The sequence below is a fragment of the Streptomyces eurocidicus genome, assembly GCF_002891295.1.
Taxonomy (GTDB): Bacteria; Actinomycetota; Actinomycetes; order Streptomycetales; family Streptomycetaceae; genus Streptomyces; species Streptomyces eurocidicus.
Window position 1 is genome coordinate 1 of sequence record NZ_LGUI01000017.1, and the last position, 16,903, is coordinate 16,903.

General features: G+C 68.4%; 14 protein-coding genes. 1 reads left to right on the forward strand and 13 read right to left on the reverse strand.

Annotation, left to right across the window (positions count from 1 at the left end):
- Nucleotides 1-517: 517 nt before the first annotated feature.
- From AF335_RS33510 to AF335_RS33520, 3 genes are all read right to left on the reverse strand, one after another.
- Nucleotides 518-757: a hypothetical protein gene (locus tag AF335_RS33510; protein ID WP_102922209.1), complete on the reverse strand. Its 240-nt coding sequence runs from the start codon at nucleotides 755-757 to the stop codon at nucleotides 518-520.
- Nucleotides 757-1,599: a peptidoglycan-binding protein gene (locus AF335_RS36085; RefSeq protein WP_342353985.1), complete on the reverse strand. Its 843-nt coding sequence runs from the start codon at nucleotides 1,597-1,599 to the stop codon at nucleotides 757-759. The genes AF335_RS33510 and AF335_RS36085 overlap by 1 nt, the downstream gene beginning before the upstream one ends.
- A gap of 68 nt (nucleotides 1,600-1,667) precedes the next feature.
- Nucleotides 1,668-1,946, reverse strand: coding sequence for a hypothetical protein (locus AF335_RS33520; RefSeq protein ID WP_228773605.1), 279 nt, complete (start codon nucleotides 1,944-1,946; stop codon nucleotides 1,668-1,670).
- A 202-nt stretch (nucleotides 1,947-2,148) separates the two neighbouring features.
- Here AF335_RS33520 and AF335_RS33525 point away from each other — a divergent pair, with 202 nt between their 5' ends.
- Complete coding sequence (locus AF335_RS33525; RefSeq protein WP_102922211.1) at nucleotides 2,149-2,358, forward strand: hypothetical protein; 210 nt, start codon at nucleotides 2,149-2,151, stop codon at nucleotides 2,356-2,358.
- 1 nt (nucleotide 2,359) lies between these two features.
- On the opposite strand, the gene AF335_RS33530 is transcribed toward AF335_RS33525, so the two are convergent.
- From AF335_RS33530 to AF335_RS36090, 10 genes are all read right to left on the reverse strand, one after another.
- Nucleotides 2,360-2,917, reverse strand: coding sequence for a hypothetical protein (locus AF335_RS33530; RefSeq protein ID WP_102922212.1), 558 nt, complete (start codon nucleotides 2,915-2,917; stop codon nucleotides 2,360-2,362).
- Nucleotides 2,914-4,047 carry a hypothetical protein gene (locus tag AF335_RS33535; RefSeq protein ID WP_102922213.1) on the reverse strand — a complete coding sequence of 378 codons (1,134 nt, stop codon included), beginning with the start codon at nucleotides 4,045-4,047 and terminating at the stop codon, nucleotides 2,914-2,916. Before AF335_RS33535 ends, AF335_RS33530 begins: the two co-directional genes overlap by 4 nt.
- 2 nt (nucleotides 4,048-4,049) lie before the next feature.
- A complete protein-coding gene (locus tag AF335_RS33540) occupies nucleotides 4,050-4,880 on the reverse strand; it encodes a hypothetical protein (RefSeq protein ID WP_102922214.1) in 831 nt (276 codons plus the stop codon).
- Nucleotides 4,873-5,631 (reverse strand): hypothetical protein, encoded by a 759-nt coding sequence (locus AF335_RS35260; RefSeq protein ID WP_184744129.1) that lies wholly within the window; start codon nucleotides 5,629-5,631, stop codon nucleotides 4,873-4,875. The genes AF335_RS33540 and AF335_RS35260 overlap by 8 nt, the downstream gene beginning before the upstream one ends.
- On the reverse strand, nucleotides 5,631-6,167 hold the full coding sequence (locus AF335_RS33550; protein WP_102922215.1) for a hypothetical protein: 537 nt from the start codon (nucleotides 6,165-6,167) through the stop codon (nucleotides 5,631-5,633). Before AF335_RS33550 ends, AF335_RS35260 begins: the two co-directional genes overlap by 1 nt.
- The gene (locus tag AF335_RS35265) at nucleotides 6,160-6,918 is read right to left on the reverse strand and encodes a hypothetical protein (protein WP_211304149.1); all 759 of its coding nucleotides are present in this window, start codon (nucleotides 6,916-6,918) and stop codon (nucleotides 6,160-6,162) included. Before AF335_RS35265 ends, AF335_RS33550 begins: the two co-directional genes overlap by 8 nt.
- A gap of 12 nt (nucleotides 6,919-6,930) precedes the next feature.
- Nucleotides 6,931-8,004 (reverse strand): hypothetical protein, encoded by a 1,074-nt coding sequence (locus AF335_RS33560; protein WP_146045660.1) that lies wholly within the window; start codon nucleotides 8,002-8,004, stop codon nucleotides 6,931-6,933.
- 4 nt (nucleotides 8,005-8,008) lie between these two features.
- Nucleotides 8,009-9,244 carry a siphovirus ReqiPepy6 Gp37-like family protein gene (locus AF335_RS33565; RefSeq protein WP_244927237.1) on the reverse strand — a complete coding sequence of 412 codons (1,236 nt, stop codon included), beginning with the start codon at nucleotides 9,242-9,244 and terminating at the stop codon, nucleotides 8,009-8,011.
- 6 nt (nucleotides 9,245-9,250) lie between these two features.
- Nucleotides 9,251-10,174 (reverse strand): phage tail family protein, encoded by a 924-nt coding sequence (locus tag AF335_RS33570; protein WP_102922217.1) that lies wholly within the window; start codon nucleotides 10,172-10,174, stop codon nucleotides 9,251-9,253.
- A gap of 90 nt (nucleotides 10,175-10,264) precedes the next feature.
- On the reverse strand, nucleotides 10,265-16,900 hold the full coding sequence (locus tag AF335_RS36090) for a CHAP domain-containing protein (RefSeq protein ID WP_102922218.1): 6,636 nt from the start codon (nucleotides 16,898-16,900) through the stop codon (nucleotides 10,265-10,267).
- Between the last annotated feature and the right edge of the window lie 3 nt (nucleotides 16,901-16,903).

The window sequence follows — 16,903 nt, forward strand, 5'->3', positions numbered from 1 at the left end:
CACCCAGCCGTGCAGTGCTGTCCACCCCGGCCAGCCTTGGCGCCATCCGCCCTCAGGGGCTGCGACCAGGGCCCCGAGCCGCCGAGGCGTCAAGATCGAGGCACGAGGGGTACCTGAGTTGGTGAGTTGCTGTGCGCGAAGCCCGAACATGCGCTACGGTGTTTCTCGTTGGAGCTCGCAGTAGCGAGGTCCGACGCTCCCCGCGCATGCGGGGGTGGCCCACAAGGGCCGCAGCGCGACACGTGGTGCGTGATCTGGTCCCCGCGCATGCGGGGTTGGCCCTCAAGGGCTGCAACGCAACATTTGGTCCCCGCGCATGCGGGGGTGGCCCCTCGACAGTTTCAACGGTCCTGCCTGGGTCTTTCCCCGCGTTAGCGGGGATGAGTAAAACTGCTCCGCGTAAGCGGAGGTGAGCCCGCCGGGTTGGGGATACCCAAACCGTTAGGCCAAATGCTCCGCGCAGGCGGAGACACGAAACCCCCGGGGCTCATCACCGGGGGTTTCGGCATTCCCGCCCTTAGGTGCCACTGTCGCGGGCGTTTGCGGTCTTCGCGTTCTCCACCCGCTGTGTCACCTCGCCCGCGCCCAGGAGCGCGGCCACCAAGGCCAGAACGGTCTCCTGGGGGATGCTCACGTACTCCGCGACCAAGGCCACGGCCGCCGCGGCGACGCTGTACAGCCGGGCCGGGTGCTGCCGGGCGAAGTCCGTCAGGGAGAGCGCGGAGGCCGGGCCGCGGTGCTTTCCTCGGTCACCCATTAGGCCGCCTTCCCGAATTCACGCTTCAGGCGCGCGAGCTGCTGGGAGCCCGGGATGCCGTCCGCGTCCGCGCCACGGTCGCCGATCTTGATCTGGTACTTCCGCATCGACTTGGTGTCGGCGGACGTCCATACCGGGCCGGGGCCCTCGGTGTAGGCGGAGCAGCCGGCCGTGACGAGCATCTTCCCGAGGCGCATGATGTGGTCGCCGCGTGCGCCCGGCCCGTAGGCAAGGCCGTCGATGACGACCGTGCCGGCGGTCGGCTGGTCCGGCTTCGAGCCGCCGCGGGGAAGGTCTTCCTCACCCGCCTCCTGGCCGAAGAAGGTGACCCCGTCGAAGCCCTTCCAGGCCGGATCGGCCACGACGATGCCCTCGGGGTAATCCGGGTACCCGTAGCCGTAAACGTAAGAACTGTGGCGCTGATACGTCTTCTCGTACACCCCGTCGCCTTCCGGGCTGCCGGTGGTGTTGGTGTTCCCGGAGATGGTCTGGATGGTGTCGGCGTCGTAGCCGGTCACGATGCCGACATGGGTGCCGCCTTCGGAGCCGAAATAGACGACGGCGCCGACAGCCGGGTACTCCGAGAAACGGCTCTGATCCTCGAACCAGCTCACGCCTTCGAGGCAGGACGCGGTGACGGGGGCGAGGGCGGCCGCACCGGCCTGCCGGAAAGCCCAGGAAACGAAAACATGACACCAGGGCTCACGGTCGTCACTGACCCAGTCCAGGCCAGGGACCTGGGCGGCGTACTTCTCGGTGTTGTCCCAGTGACCGCCCGAGAAACCTTCCTGATACCCGAGCTCGTCACGGGCAATGCTGATGACCTGCTGTGCTACAGAAATGCGTGTTCTCCTTGATTTGGGGCATGAAAAAGCCCGCCGAGGCGGGCATCAGATGGGGGTTAGTTCGTTCACCCTGCCGGGGCATGCGGAATGCGGGCAGGGTCCAGGGCGGTGAGGAGGGCGATCAGCCGGGCGTTCTCCGCCTCGATGCGCGTCAGGCGCTCCTTGATCTCCGTCAGGTCCTCCTGAAGCCGGTCAGCGCGCGCCTTCTGGGCTTCCGCCTCGCTCCGCCAGACCTCGGCGGTCTTCGCTTCCTTCGAGGCCCGCAGGACCACGAAGCCGCCGATCACGGTGGCCAGGATCCCGACGAAACCGAAGAGGTCCAGTAAGAGATTCGAATTGCTCACGTGCTCCTCCTGAAGCGTGTGTTCTGCAACCCGGTGAATGCGCCTCTTCGCTGTATGGCCGGTGGGTCGCATGGGCGGCCGTACAGTGCGCTGGGGGACCAAGCCGCCCGTAAAGGAAAAGTTGCGGGTTTCCCGAAAGGGTTCTCATGTGACCCCCGAACCGTGGAAGGATCCCCGTGTGCCTAACACAGGAGATGATTCCGTGACCACGGTGAATGAACCCTTCGAATACCAGGACCTGGAGGCCGAAGCGCACAAAGAGTTCTACGACAGAATTAAGGCAATCTACAGTGACGTAGTTGCGCAGCACTGCGCCGACGAGGAAGGGTGGCCCCTCGTCCTTGAAGCCCTGACAGAGACTCGCGAAGCTATTCAGTCCCTTCGCGAGCGTGCTAAAAGCTCCCGGAAGTGATCTAGGCCGGCCCGCCCAGCAGGACAGCGGAAAAATGATTGAGCTGGCTGCTGGTGCGGGAGCCGGCTGAGACCTCCCACTCGCCCGTGCCCGGCACGGCGAAGGCCCTAAGGCTCACCCGGTCGCCCCGGGTCGCGTGCACCACGCCCCGCAGGGAGCAGGTGAGGTAAGTGCCGGGGATGATCACCGAGTTGTAGGAGCGGAGCCACTCCTTCTCGCCCTGCCCGGTCTGGGCCACCACGGTGAGAACGAGGGCGGGGCGCCGGGTGATGTCCTTCGGCGACAGGGCGGTGAAGTCGCCGGTCACGAAGTACGTGCCGGTCGTCGGCACGGTGAAGGTGTCCGGGGTGTTCGTCCAGCCGCCCGAGGATTCGACCGCGTCCCACGCGAGGGTCTTGAAGCCCCCGGTGTCGGGGACGTTCTTCACCGTGCTGACTCCGGCGGCGGCCAGCCGGGCCGGGTTGGCCAGCTGGTTCAGCGGGTCACGGACGCGGGCGTTCATCTTCGCCGCGTCGGCCAGGTCCCGGGGGGACCAGTACGGGAAGTCCACGGCGGTCATCCCTTCATTCCGGTGGCGGCGGGGGCGAGCATCACCGCGGAGAACCCGTTCCACCGCTCGTCGCGGATGTCGTTACCGAAGGCCCCCCACGACAGCCCTGTACCGGTACCGAGGAAGGCGGTCGAAAGCTGGTCTCCCCTGGCCAGGAACACCGGCTCCGTGCCGCTGATCGCCGTCGGATACGTCGACCTCGTGTTCTGCCGCTGACGCAAGGAGATGAGGTTTCCGTTGCGGAGCAGGTGCACCTGGTAGGAGCCGAAGGCGCCCTCCGGGCCATCCCGCTGCGTCGCCACGGAGAGGGCGACCAGGTACACGCCCGTCGCGGGCGCGGTGACCGTGGCGCCGTCCCGGCCGAGCACCCACCCACCCGACTCCTCGAACCCCGCGTTCGACCACCCGACCCTTACCGTCTGGTTCGACGGGGCGCTGTAGGGCAGCGTCGAGCGCAGCGAAAACCGCGGGGGGTTGTACAGGGAAGTGAGGGGGTCGCTGAGGCGGGCCCGCATCAGGGCCGGAGTCACCCGCTCACCATCCCGCCAGTCCCCGGCCGGCACGAACGGCGTCGACCCTGCGGAGAAGCCAGCACTGGGCGCGGCCATCCACGCCCCGAAGACCGTCTCCCACTCGCCGGCCTGGACCGTGTAGGAGCTGCTGGGCACGCCGGCCTCCAGGTACACGGCGACCCCGATCACGTCGCCGGCCGTCAGGTGGGCGATCGTGGCGGCTGAGACGATCTGGATGTCGTGGGATTGCTGGACGATTTCTCGGACCGTGGCCACGCTGGCCACCCCGGCGCTCGTGCGCCGGAGCACGTGGAGGATCACGCCGTCCCCGTAGGGCTGGGTGGGCCCGGACTTCACGCTCACGCTGCCGGACAGGACGTACACCCCGCTGTCCGGGACGGTGAACCACCTCCGGTCGCCGTCGGCGACGAACGTCTTCGTCTCCAAGGTGGCCCACCGGACGAGGGTGGAGGAGCCGCGGGTGACCGTCTGGCCGGGGGCCGCGCCCCGGCAGGAAAGCCGGGGCATATCGGCGAGGTAGCGAAGCGGGTCGCGCACCTGGCTGTTCAGCTTCTGGGCGGTGATGATCTCCCGCTGCGCCCACGTGTCGATGGGGGGTACTGCCAAATTCACTCCAGGTAGGTCGTAGTGCCAAGGACGGATGCCCGGTCGTCGCCGAGAATCCAGGTCGGCCGGCCATCGCTGCGGCCGGGAATCGTGATGACCGCGACCGCGGCCGTCTCCACCGTCGTATCCAGCCGCAGCGCCCCAGGAGAGGCGCCCGCGCCGGGGGTGTCCGCGGTCATCAGGCTGATCTGCTGCGTCCCGAACCTGCCGAGTCGCTGAGCTCGGGGGATGACGCCGTCCGGCCATGCCGCCCCGGTCAAGGTGTCGGAGACGGTCAGCACCGCGTACAGGGTCGTGTAGTCCTGGGAGGCGTCCAGCGGCACCTGGTTCACGCCCAGGTGCTCGGTGATGCCGACCACCGGGGTCAGGGAGACGCTCGCCGTGTCGCCGCCCCGGTAGAGGAGATTCATGACCGCCGTGGTCGTGCTCCCGGCCGTGTCCCACACGGTGGTGGACCCCCGGGAGGGCTCCCACGGCCACACCGCGACGAGTAAACGGACCCCCGAGCGCAGGGTGTAGACGGTGGGCAGGACCCCGGCCGGTGCCAGCAGCGGCGACGGCAGCGCCGCCCCGCCCTGCTGCGCACAGACCGACACCACCAGGTCCCCGGTCCGTACATCCGCCGGAACCGGCAGCTCCGCCACGTCACCGGAGACGATGGAGGAGGCATTGCCCGCGTAGGACGGGAACTCGCGCGGCGGAGGGGCCCCGGTGCGCCACTCGGCACCGTCCCAGTACAGGGGCGTCGCCGCGCGCCATGTGGTCCCGTCGAAGACCTGAGGGGTCCGGTCGACCCAGGTCTTCCCGTCGAAGGCGAGCACCTGGTTAGCCATACTTCACCCAGACGTCCCCGGCACGCGGGGCGGCCGGCGGCAGGGGGCCGGAGAAAACGCGGGCAGTGCCGAGATTCGAGGCCGTGATGGTGCCGGAGCTGATCACCGAGCCGTCCCCCTTCACCTGGAAGACGGCGCCTTCGTTCGCGGGACTCGCCGCCGTGGAGGACACGTTGATGACGGTCTGCCCGGGGCCGTATCCGGGGGCGCCGATACACAAGGGCGCCTTCTTGCCGATGGTGTCGAGGTAGAGGGCCCCGGTGCTGCGGAGCCGGGTGCGCTCGGTGCCGTCGGCGGTCCGCAGACGGATCACGTTTCCGGTGGAGTCGTCGGTGACGACGGCGGACAGCCAGGTGTCCCCGACCGGGGACTGCACCTCCGTGCCCCGGGCCGGCAGGTACCCGGACAGACGCTCGTCGGTGTACGCCCGCGACTGGTGCGGGTCGGTGTCGAGCAGGTGCTTGCGGAGCCGGTCGCCGACCGTCACGGACACCAGGGCGATACGGCCGACGCCGAAGTCCACCCAGACCCGTTCGGCGTCGTTCGGCGGACCGTAGAAGGAGGGGACGAAGCCGCGGACGTCGGCGACGAGCTGAATGATGGGTGCGCCGTCAACGTCGGTCAGGTCAGTGAGCTGCCGGGCCCCGTCCGAGGGCCCGTCCCAGACGGTACCGACCGCCCCGGGGACGCGCCGGCCGTCGATGTCCTCCGCCACATCAGCGGTCGTCCCGCCAAAGAGATTACGTGCCATCAGGGCACCTCCTTATTCGCTGAAGACGTTGGCTTCGTCAGGTGCTCGGTGATGCCGACCACCGGGGTCAGGGAGACGCTCGCCGTGTCGCCGCCCCGGTAGAGGAGATTCATGACCGCCGTGGTCGTGCTCCCTGCCGTGTCCCACACGGTGGTGGCCCCCCGGGAGGGCTCCCACGGCCACACCGCCACGAGTAAACGGACCCCCGAGCGCAGGGTGTAGACGGTGGGCAGGACCCCGGCCGGCGCCAGCAGCGGCGACGGCAGCGCCGCCCCGCCCTGCTGCGCACAGACCGACACCACCAGGTCCCCGGTCCGTACATCCGCCGGAACAGGCAGCTCCGCCACGTCACCGGAGACGAGGGAGGAGGCATTGCCCGCGTAGGACGGGAACTCGCGCGGCGGAGGGGCCCCGGTGCGCCACTCGGCACCGTCCCAGTACAGGGGCGTCGCCGCGCGCCACGTGCTCCCGTCGAAGACCTGCGGGGTCCGGTCGACCCAGGTCTTCCCGTCGTAGATCAGGACCTGGTTAGCCAAGCTTCACCCACACGTCCCCGGTCCGTGGAGCCGGTGGCGGCAGCGGCCCGGACGACAGCCGGGCGTTGCCCAGGTTCGAGGCGGTGACCGTCCCGGAGCTGATCACCGAGCCGTCCCCCTTCACCTGGAAGACGGCGCCTTCGTTCGCGGGGCTCGCCGCCGTGGAGCTGACGTTGATGACGGTCTGCCCGGGGCCGTATCCGGGGGCGCCGATGCACAAGGGCGCCTTCTTGCCGATGGTGTCGAGGTAGAGGGCCCCGGTGTTGCGGAGCCGGGTGCGCTCGGTGCCGTCGGCGGTCCGCAGACGGATCACGTTTCCGGTGGAGTCGTCGGTGACGACGGCGGAGAGCCAGGTGTCCCCGACCGGGGACTGCACCTCCGTGCCCCGGGTCGGCAGGTACCCGGACAGACGCTCGTCGGTGTACGCCCGCGACTGGTGCGGGTCGGTGTCGAGCAGGTGCTTGCGGAGCCGGTCGCCGACCGTCACGGACACCAGGGCGATACGGCCGACGCCGAAGTCCACCCAGACCCGTTCGGCGTCGTTGGCCGGGCCGTAGAAGGAGGGGACGAAGCCGCGGACGTCGGCGACGAGCTGGATGATGGGTGCGCCGTCGACGTCGGTCAGGTCGGTGAGCTGCCGGGCCCCGTCCGAGGGGCCGTCCCAGACGGTACCGACGGCCCCGGGGACGCGCCGGCCATCGATGTCCTCCGCCACATCAGCGGTCGTCCCGCCAAAGAGATTACGTGCCATCAGGGCACCTCCTTATTCGCTGAAGACGTTGGCTTCGTAGATGCCGGAGAAGAAGACTGTGGAACGCCCCGGAAAAGTTCGCAGAACATCGAGACCCTCGGCCACGGTCTGGCTGTTCGGGTAGTAGATGCTCGCGTGCGTCGACCCATTCCCCGGCCAGCACATCGCCTGAAGAGGAATCAGGTTGGCCATGGCCCCGCGGTAGTCCATGTTCCGCATATGCCCGGTCAGGATCTGCCCCGTGACGCCATTGGCCTGCTGGGGAAGCTCGAAAGCGATCGGAACATCGGGGCGGTTGCGGATATTCGTCGTCGTGGTGTTCTCAATACTGACCGAGTAATAGACCAGGTTCGGGGCCGCCCACCGCCAACGCCCCTTGTACACCATGCCCTTGGAGGGCACATTGACGGCGTTCGCGAGCCCCGGGGCGTAGGTGCGGGACTTTCCCAGGTGCCGCGTGATGAGGGTGCCGTCGCGGCCCTTGAACATCTCGTTCTGGCTGTCGCCGCCGTTGTTGTCCAGGTCGTACAGGAAAGACCCGACGGGGAGGAAGTCGGCGGCGGGCCTGGTATTCCACGGGGTGCTGACGGCCGGCGGCATGTCGAAGGGGGCGCGTAGGGAGAGTTGCGGGGAGCCGTCCTTCGCCGGCACGTCGACCTCGTACAGCACCATCTCCCACTGCTGCCCGGGAATCCGCTTCGGCAGCGGGGCGATCGGCGACGCGGACGGCTGGCCCTTGATCACCCCCAGGTTCACCGAGCCCTGTACGACGTCGGCCCGCAGGATCAGGGTGTCCTTGCGGGCTTTGTCGGTCGGGTTCGGGTCGACGGCCAGTGTCGTTGAGGCGGTGAGCTGGTAGTAGAACCCGCCGACGAAAGCCGAACCGGGCTTCACCTCGATGGTTCGGCTGTTGATGACGCTCGCCGAAAAGGGCAGCGCCCCGGAGGCGTAAGACTCACTGGTGAGCCGGAAGTCCACACGGTCGCCGCCCCACATGGCCGCCATGGCCTGCCACTGCGCCTCGGACACCATTTCCGTGCCGCCGGTCTTACTCGACTGGGAAAACGGATAGCTTGTCTCTGCCAAATACTCACATCCTCGCTTCGAGTTTCCGCAGCTTCTCGCGCATATCGAAAACCGTCTTGTACAGGTTCAGAGGCGATCCCGTCCCCTGCTCCCCGATCTTCGGGGTGACCGCGGAGACCCGGCCGCCGTCCTCCACACTGATGTTCACCTCGCGGACGACGTCTGTGTATTCCTCGCCGTCCACGGCAACGGTGACCAGGTCGCCTACGAAATAGTCGCGGCCGAACTTTAGTTGGTTGGTGTCGATGGGGTAGATCTGGAAATTGCCGTTGCGGGCGCCCTCTTTGAGGGCGTTGTCCGCCGCGTCGACGACGGCCTTCTTCGCCGCTTCGAAGTCGGCGTCAGAGGTATCGGCCTTGGCCTTGACGGGTTTTCCGGTCGCCGGATCCGTCTTCAGAGGGAGGTCCCGGCGGTCGATGAACTGCTCTACCTGGACGCCCCATTCCTTCTCGGCCTCCGCGTCGGTCTTCTGGAAGATGTACCGTTCGGCGCCCTCGCCCTGGCATGCGACGATGGCCCGCGTTACTCGCGGGGCCGTCAGCGTCCACGTGTACTCGCGCAGGTTCCCCAACTCGGGTGAGAAGCGCGCGGTCTTGCTCTTGTCCTGGGGCTTGAAGACTTTCAGCACGATCTGTTTGCGGTCCGGGTCGTGCACGAAGCGGTAGCCCACGTTTTTGTTCTTGCACCACTCTTCGAGCTTGGCGCCCAGGACATCGAACCGAAGCCGGTCCGCGACGGTGTCACCCGTCGCCGGGTTGGTTCCCACGTCGACGCCGGGCACCCGCCGGTCAGGCAGAGCGCGGGGGCCGAGGGCGTGGTCGAGCTCCCACCACAGGGCCTCGCCGGCGCTGCCGCTCGCCCCCCGGGAATCCTTCGCCTGGTACTGCTGGCCCACCGGCTTCGACGGGTCCGGGAAGGCGAGACGGGAGTAGGCCAGTTTGTTGTCACACTTCCCGCCGACGAACACGCTGCCTACGCCGGTGTGCTGGTCAACGGTCCAATAGCGTTGGAAGAACTCGATCTGACCGGTGAAGACGGGGAAGTCCACTCCGTCTTGCCAGACGATGATTCCACCACCGCGCTGCAAGAGCCGCGCTTGGGGCGTACGGTCCTTGACCAAGATTTGCCAAGTGCCCTGCTGACAGAAGCGGATGACGAGATCCAGCTTGATCCATGTGTCTATTTCTCCTATCCGGTTCAGGTCTTTGTCGCGGACCTCTACCCGATATCCCAAACTCATCCCCTCTCAGTAGCTCTTATAGCGGGGGCGGAGTGTGAGCTTCAGTGAGGCCGGGCCGGTGCCCGCTGTCACGCTGACGCCCACCGTGCTCTTCCCTTCCTCGACCGCCCACAGGGATGGGGCGGGGTCGAGCAGGGGCCAGTAGTTCTTGCCCTGGTCGTCGGCCAGCGTTTTGTGGCCGGGGCGGGTATCCACGGTCAAGGTCCGGCCGGCCGCTACCGCGTCACTGCCGTCGGCGGGTGCGGTGATGCCGAATGCCTGCCCGGTGGGGCTGGTGAACTTAAACCCGCGGACCGGGCCTTTGATCTCCCACACGGGCCACGCTTCGACTTCGCCCGGGTTGATGACGGGGATTTTCTGATCGGCCAGGCCCCCGCGGCCGAGCCGCAGCGGAAAGAGCCCCTTGCCCTGCTTGAGGAGCCCTTCCCCCTGATTGAACTGCCACTGGGCTACCTGAAGGTCGTCCGCGTAGAAGTAGGGGTCGAAGGCGGTGAGCTGGATGCCGTACTTGATCCACCGGAATCCCGCGTTGTCGGCGGACTCGTTCCCTTCCATTCCGGCCTTGTAGTAGCAGTAGAGTGTGCGGACTTGAGAGTCAGCCTCCACAAACCGGAGCACGCAGTGACCACGTGTGGGGCTGAGGGCGGTGACCAGCTTCCTTTTGAGTTCCTTCAGAGTGCGCCGGTCGATGCCGTAGAGGTAGACCGGGAGCATGATGTCCCGGGCGGCGGCCCGAGCTGAACGGAACTGGGACCCGTCGAGGTTCGGGGAGCTGTCGGCGTGGAGTTCGTAGGGCGGGGTGTCCAGGCCGGTGGCGCCGGCCTGGAGGAAGACGCCGGGCCACCTGCGGTCGGTGAAGGAGGTGAGGGGGATTTCCTCCCCCTCACCCCCACTCCCCGTGATCGATACGTAGGTGTGCCCCCACGACATCGGCTGAGGGGGAATCGGCACCGGATACGGCCGGTCCCGGTCCGTCTGATCCCTGGTTGCGGGTATCGGAATAAGCGCCCTCCTTGATGGTTACATGCCGTACATCACCTCCGCGTACTGCATGGCACGCAGCACCGCCTGAGTGGTGTCCTCGCTCTTGGCCTCGTGCACATGGATTTCGTACGTGCGGCCCTTCAGCAGGTCCCGGGTCTCCCGCGCGGGGTGAACCCGCTCGCCGCCTCGGAAGTCGACGAGTTCTGGGCCCTGTTCGCCGACCAGGCGCAAACCTGGTGAGGCGGAAAGGGTTCCCATCCAGTAGCCGGAGGTCCCGGCCAGGGCCCGGCGCCACCCGGAGCCGTACCTGTCGATCGCGTACGACAGGCCCGCGTAGAGCGAAGCCACCGGATTGAATTGCCCGAGATTCCGGTACGGGCCCGCGTACGCGCTGAAGGTCGAGCCGATAACCTGAAGGAGGCCCTTCGACGGGTCACCGGCCAGGGCGTTGGAGTCCCAGTTGTTCACCGCGTTGGGGTCGCCGCCGGATTCCACGTCGATCCGGTGGAGCACGAGAGGGACGTCGGCGAGGCTGATTCCGCCCCGGCCGCCGAGCTCTCCGATGACGCGCTCGACCAGGGGCCGCCACCGGCCCACGGCGTCGCCGACCAGGCCGGCGAACTCGCCCGTGCCCTCCGAGAAACGCGCGAGACTACCGGGCCAGGGGTTGAGGAACGGGCCCTCCCCGGCGCCCGGGGCACCGCCACGAGGGCGCAGTGCGCCGTCGGCACGGTTGCCGTATCCGAGCTGGCGGCGGACGCTGCGGGACTCGTTGCCGCCGACCGTTTCCAGGGTGGAGCCCTGCTTGCCGGTGGCGATGTCGATGTGTCCCCAGTCGCCGGGGCCGTAGCCCCGGTAGACCATGAGGTCACCCGGCCGCGCCGCCGCGGTCGGGACCATGGCCATTTTCTCGACCCAGGTGGCCACGGCCGGCCACCGCGAACTAGGCGTCCCCGTCGGTGAATTGCCGTACGCGGCGTTGGCGTGGGCGTGGTCCACCACCCAGCTCACGAAGTCCGCGCACCAGGATTCGTACGCGGCGGAGCCGATGTACTTGGCGCCGGACATGTCGCCGGACTTGGCCTCCTGGAGGGCGAGCTTCACGACCTGGCCGCCGCCCCCGGTGGCGTGCTCGTCCGCCCACCGCCCCCACTTCGAGAGCCAGGGTTCGGCCTTGCCGAAATCGTCCGCACTGAGCCTTCCGACCTGCCCGAACTTCGAGCTGATCGACTTCAGGTGCGGTGTGATCGCCGCGTCCCAGCCCTTACGAACGGCCTCTTCGTAACCCTCGAACGGGTCGTTCTGGTGCTCGCGCACCCACGTCCCGCCGTCACCGACGATGCCGCCGTTCGCGTAGATGTTGCCGCCGCGCCGGGCAAGGTCGTTCCATCGGTAAATCGATTCTGCACCGAAGGCGCGAACGACCTCCGGGCGCAGGATTCCCTCGCCGCGGCTGAGCAGCGCGGGCTCGGTGTCGACGCCCGGCCGGTAGCCGGGGACCACACCGCCGAGGGAGAAGCGCACTGGAGACAGCGGTGCGGAGGCCCCGGCGAGTTTCGCCATCTCCGACATCATCGGAACGGCGCCCGCGTTGTACGGGCCGGCCAGGGTGCTCCTGGTCGAGCTGTCCACGACGGACATCGAGGACCGCCAGGACTCGCGGATCCGGCCGCCACTGGACGCGAAGAGACCGTCGAGACTGGCCACCCCTGAGTGCAGGCGGCCGAAGGAGGCGAGTGTGCCGGACGTAGACGTCGCCACGCGGCCCTGCACGCTCGCCCAGACACCCTCATTGGCTGCCTGGAACGCGCGCTGCGCGGTGGTGAGCGGGCCGTTCAGGTGGGTGATCCACCGGTCCTGTGCCGGGCGGATCTGCCCGTCGACCGCCGTACGCACCGCGCCGCCGACGTCCGCCCATGACGTCTGGGCCGCAGCCTGGTGGTCGCGTACGGCCTGCGTCATCAGCGCCAGTGCGGCCCGGATCCGCTCGGCCGCGTCCTCGACGGCCGCAGCGTCGGGGACCGGCGCGGCTGCGTCGTTTTCCGCACGGTCACCGAGACCGGTAGGGAGCCGGCCGGTCTTCGCAGCAGCATTCAGGCCCAGCACCGTCCGGTATCCCAGGGCCCGTACCGCTTCGGGTCGAAGTAGCGCCTCACCCGGGGCGACCAGTGCTCTTCGCAAGTCTCGTCCCGGGGCGTACCCCGGGACGATGCCGCCGTCCTGGAATCTCAGCAGCCCTTCCGTGTTCGGCATGGCGTCCTGGGCTTTCGCCCAGAACTCGCCGAAGACCTGCATCGCGTACGCGGATGGGTTCGAGGCGATGTCCTGCACGCCCTGAACCGAGTCTTCGACGCTGGAAACCAGGCCGAGCGCCAGTTCCTTGAGCTGGCCGATGGGTTCCTTCAGGGTCCCCATCGGGTCCGAGAAGAGGCCGATCGCCGTGGAGCCGATCGCCTTCGCGGCCTCTGTCACCCCGCCCAGGGCGCCCTTGATGTACGCCCAGATCGAATCGGGGTCGAGGAGGTGGCCGACGAAGCGTTCGCCGCGCTGGGCGATGTTGCCGGAGCCCTTCCAGATGTCGTCCCAGAAGTATTCGCCTGCGGTGGGGGCGATGGCTCCGGCGGCCAGGCCGACGAGCTGACCGACGCCGGAGGGCACCCGGCGCAGCGCCTTGGGGAGATTCTTGGTGGCGAAGTCGAGGGTGCCGTGGAAGCGGGTGGCGGCGCCTTCGCCGCTGGTGCTTCCTCCCTTCTTCGAGCCCCAGTTGATGAGGTTCCTGCCGGTCGTTCCTCCGACCTTCGCCGCCGAGGTGTCGAAGGCGACGGTCTTGCCGAAGAGGCTGACGACGGGGGCCATGTTGATGGCGCTGAGGTCGTCGAGGAGGAATCCGAGCGGGCCGCCCCGGCCGGCGACGCCACCGCGGGCGAAACGCGAGAGCCGGCCACGAATAGCAAGCTGGTTCCAGGCGTGGATGCGGCCGGCGCCCAGGTGGTGAACGACTTCCGGGCGGAGGACGGCTTCGCCGGGGGTGAGGATCGCCGGTATGGAGTCCTGCCACGGCGCGTATCCGGGGAGGACACCGCCGCGGGCGAACTTCGGCTTCTTCTTGCCTCCCTTTCCTCCCTTGTCGCCCCCGCCACCAGAACCGCCACCAGGACCACCGCCGCCGGTGTCGCGGTTGATGTCACCGATGCCGTCGTCGAGGTCACCGGCCTGCTTGGCCGCGTCGCGCAGGGCATCCCCGAGCTTTTCGACCTGCTTGGTCACCGAGGCCAGCGACCGGCCGTTGAGGTTGGCGATGCGGCCGTTCACCGAGCCCGGTGTTTTCACCGCGCCGACCAGCCCGTACACGTCATCGACCGCGTCGTAGAGGCTGTTCTTGCCACCCCGGAACCAGTCCCGGATCGTCTTCAATGACTTGCGGTTGAGGAGGTTGACGGACGCAATGACGTCCTTGACCCGGGCCTCCACCCCGCCCGCTTCCGGGGCGGTGAGAGCGAACTCGCCCCGGACTTCCTTCAGCTTCTTGCCGTTGAGCCGCTCGACGCGGTCGGCGGCGTCGCCGAGGGCGGCCTTGAGGTCCTCGGCTCGCTTCTGCGTGGTCTCCAGTTGCTGAACCCGCAGGGAGCCAAGCCGCCTGTCGTTGAGGTCGCTGACCTCCTGGCCGGCCTGCCGGAGGGCGGTCTTGAGGGAATCCGTCTTCTGCTGGGCCTCGCCCAGCTTCCGGTGCAGCTCCGTGAACCCTGCGTTGTTCAGGGGGGTGGTGCCGTCGGTGACGACGCGGCGCAGCGCTGTCTGCGCCTGGTCGGCGGAGGACCGCACACTCTGACCGACCGAGCCACCGAGGTGATCGATGACGGCGCCCAGGGGGGCGCGGTTGACCGCGTCCAGGGCCCGCTTGAGGGCTTCGATCCGCTCGTCTACCTGCCGGATCTGCCGCTCGGCGTCCTGCATGCCCCGCTGCGCGGTGTCGCGGCGGTCGGTGCTGTCCTGCGGACGCAGACGCGTCGCGGCTGTCCGCCGCGCGGAGCGCCGGTTCTCCCGGTACTCCTCCCGCACCTCATCCCTGCGGCGGTTGAGGCGGATGCCCTCACGTACCCGGCCCTCGCCGAAGGCGGTGCGGCTGCGCTGGTCCAGGTCGCGCATGTCCTCGCGGCGGTTGCCCCGCCGCTGCCGCCAGTCCCCGACACCGTCATAGCCGGTGAGCCGGGCCACCCCGTACCGGCCGTACCCGGCCGCGGTGCGAAAGCGCCCGTTCTCCCGGCCGGCCTGCACCACGCGGCGCCGGTCGCGGCGACGCCTGGCGTCCTGGCCCCGGAAACGGTCGCGCTGGGCGTCGTAGCCGTCGAGGAAGGTGCCGCCGTCGCGGCGGGAGCGGGCACCACCAGCGACCTGCCGGCCGTACCGGGTGGCGCCTCGTGCGCCTCGCCCCGCGCCTGCCAGGACACCGCCCAGCATTTTCGCCGGGCCCAGCGCGAGACCGAGGAGCTTGCCCAGCTTGCCGACCGTCTTCGACAGGATGCCGAAGCCGATGAGGAAGGGGGCGGCGACGGCCGCGATTTTGGCGGCCTGGAGAATTGCTTCCCGGAGTCCGGGATGCTCGTCGAGGAACTTGACCGTGTTCTTGATCCAGCGGGTGAAGGTGCCCAGGGTCTCGAAGAACGCGGTGAGAATTTCTTTGACCATCGGCAGGGACTTCGCGCCGATCTCGCCCGCGTTCTTGAGAAGGCCGCCCTCAAAATGGGTGCCCTTCTCGTCGGTGACCTTCTTGCCCATGATGGCCTCACCGAGGCCCGTATACGCGTACTCACCGCTGCTGTTCTTGGAATAGAAGAGCTTGCCCAGATTGAACTGGGCCTGCTCCTTCATCTGCTCCATGCGGCCGCTGATGGTGGCACTGCCCATGCGGTGCGCCGCACCGTTCATGCCGGGGTCGTTACGCCACCGCTTCAGCAGGCCGTCAATAAGCTGCTCGCCGGAAACACCACCGGTTTCCTTGGCGTTCTGCATGAAGGCGAGCATCTGGGCGGACGCTTCGTAGGTTTCCGGAACCTCACGGTCCATGCCGTTCTTCTTGTCCCGGGCCTTCGCATCCGCCATCTCCTTGGCGGTGTACTTACGGGTCTTGAAACCCAGGATCTGGGCAAGCGCGTTCGAGGGAAGGCCGGTTGCGGCTTCGAGCTGCTTGACATTCCGCAGATTCGTGCGGCCCATGTCCTGCATGACTTCGATCGCGTACATGCCGCGCGAGACCATCGCCGGGTCCATGATGCCGCCGTAGGCGGCGGAGTCGCCGACCATCTTGACCATGTCCGTGGCCTTCTCGGCGGCCTCCCGGGACCCCTTGGCATGACGGGCAGGGTCCTTCGACAGGAAGTCGGCATTGTGCGAGGAATTCGCCCGCACATAACGGGTGCCGTACTTCAGCATGTCGTTCACGGAATACGGCGTCTCGATGCCGTACTTCGTCATCTGCTCCAGCAGGTTGTTGACGTCCTGAAGCTCGACGCCCATCCCCTTCAGGCCCGTCTGGGCCTGGATCATCGCGTCCGCCGACTTGATGCCGAACGTCGCGGCGGCGGCGGAGGCGAGGCCCAGGGGGGCGACGAGGCCGCGGGTGACCAGGTGCCCGGTCTCCGTCGCCGTCGTACCGGTGGTCTCGATGTGCTGGGAGGTGCGCTTCCAGCCCGACCGCATGGCGGCCAGGGCGCCGGCCTGGGTCGTCTGGACGGCGGCCATGGTGCGCTCGTGCTCGGCCGCCTGCTCGCGCAGACTCTGCCGGGCGGCCTGGGCAATCGCGAGCTGACCACCGATCGCCGCGGACTGCTCGGCCTGCCGCTCCGCCATCGTCCGGCGGATCGCCTCCCGCTTCTCCCGCTCAGCCAGCTCAACAGCCCGCGCCGCCTCCCGGGCCAGACGCACCTGCGCCTGATGGATCTCCCGATCCATGCGGGCCTCGTCCTCCAAAGCCCGTCGACGGGCCGCTGCCGCCGCGCCCTCCTGGCGCTGCCGCTCAGCGAGGAGCTGCGCTTGCTCACGCGCGGATTCCCGGGCCAGACGTACCTGGGTCTGGTGGATCTCCCGGTCCATGCGGGCCTCGTCCTCAAGGGCCCGCTGGTGCGCGGTGACGGCGGCCCGCTCCTCGCGCTCCCGCTCGGCGACGGCGCGTGCCTCCGCCCGGCGGCGCTCTTCCAGGAGGCGGAGGCGCTCGCGCTCGGCGGTCTGCCACCGCTGGGCGGCATCCCTGGACGCCTGCGTCTCCAGCCGCACGGTCTCCGTGACCGCGCGCCGGGTGGCCTGCGACGTCCCGGCCAGCGCCTGACGCTTACGCTCCTCCGTCTCCTGGAAGGCGCGGAAGCGCCGCCCGGCCTGCTGGCCGAACTCGCGGGTGAGCTCAGCCTCGATGGCCGACAGCTTCGTCTTGGTGCCGGTGGCTTCCTTCTCCACCTGGCCCCGGGCGGCCTTCGCGGCGGTGGCCGCGCTCTTCGGCATGGCCGCCATGCCGGCCGTCGCCGCCGTGGAGAAACTCTTCCCTGCGGCGGCGCCGGCCAGCTCCATCTGGCGGGTCAGCTCTGTCCGCATCTCCGCCACGCCCTTACGGGACAGTGAGGGATTGATCTCGATGTATCCGGAGCCGATCCTGATCGGAATCCGTCCGCTGACGCTGGCCAAAGG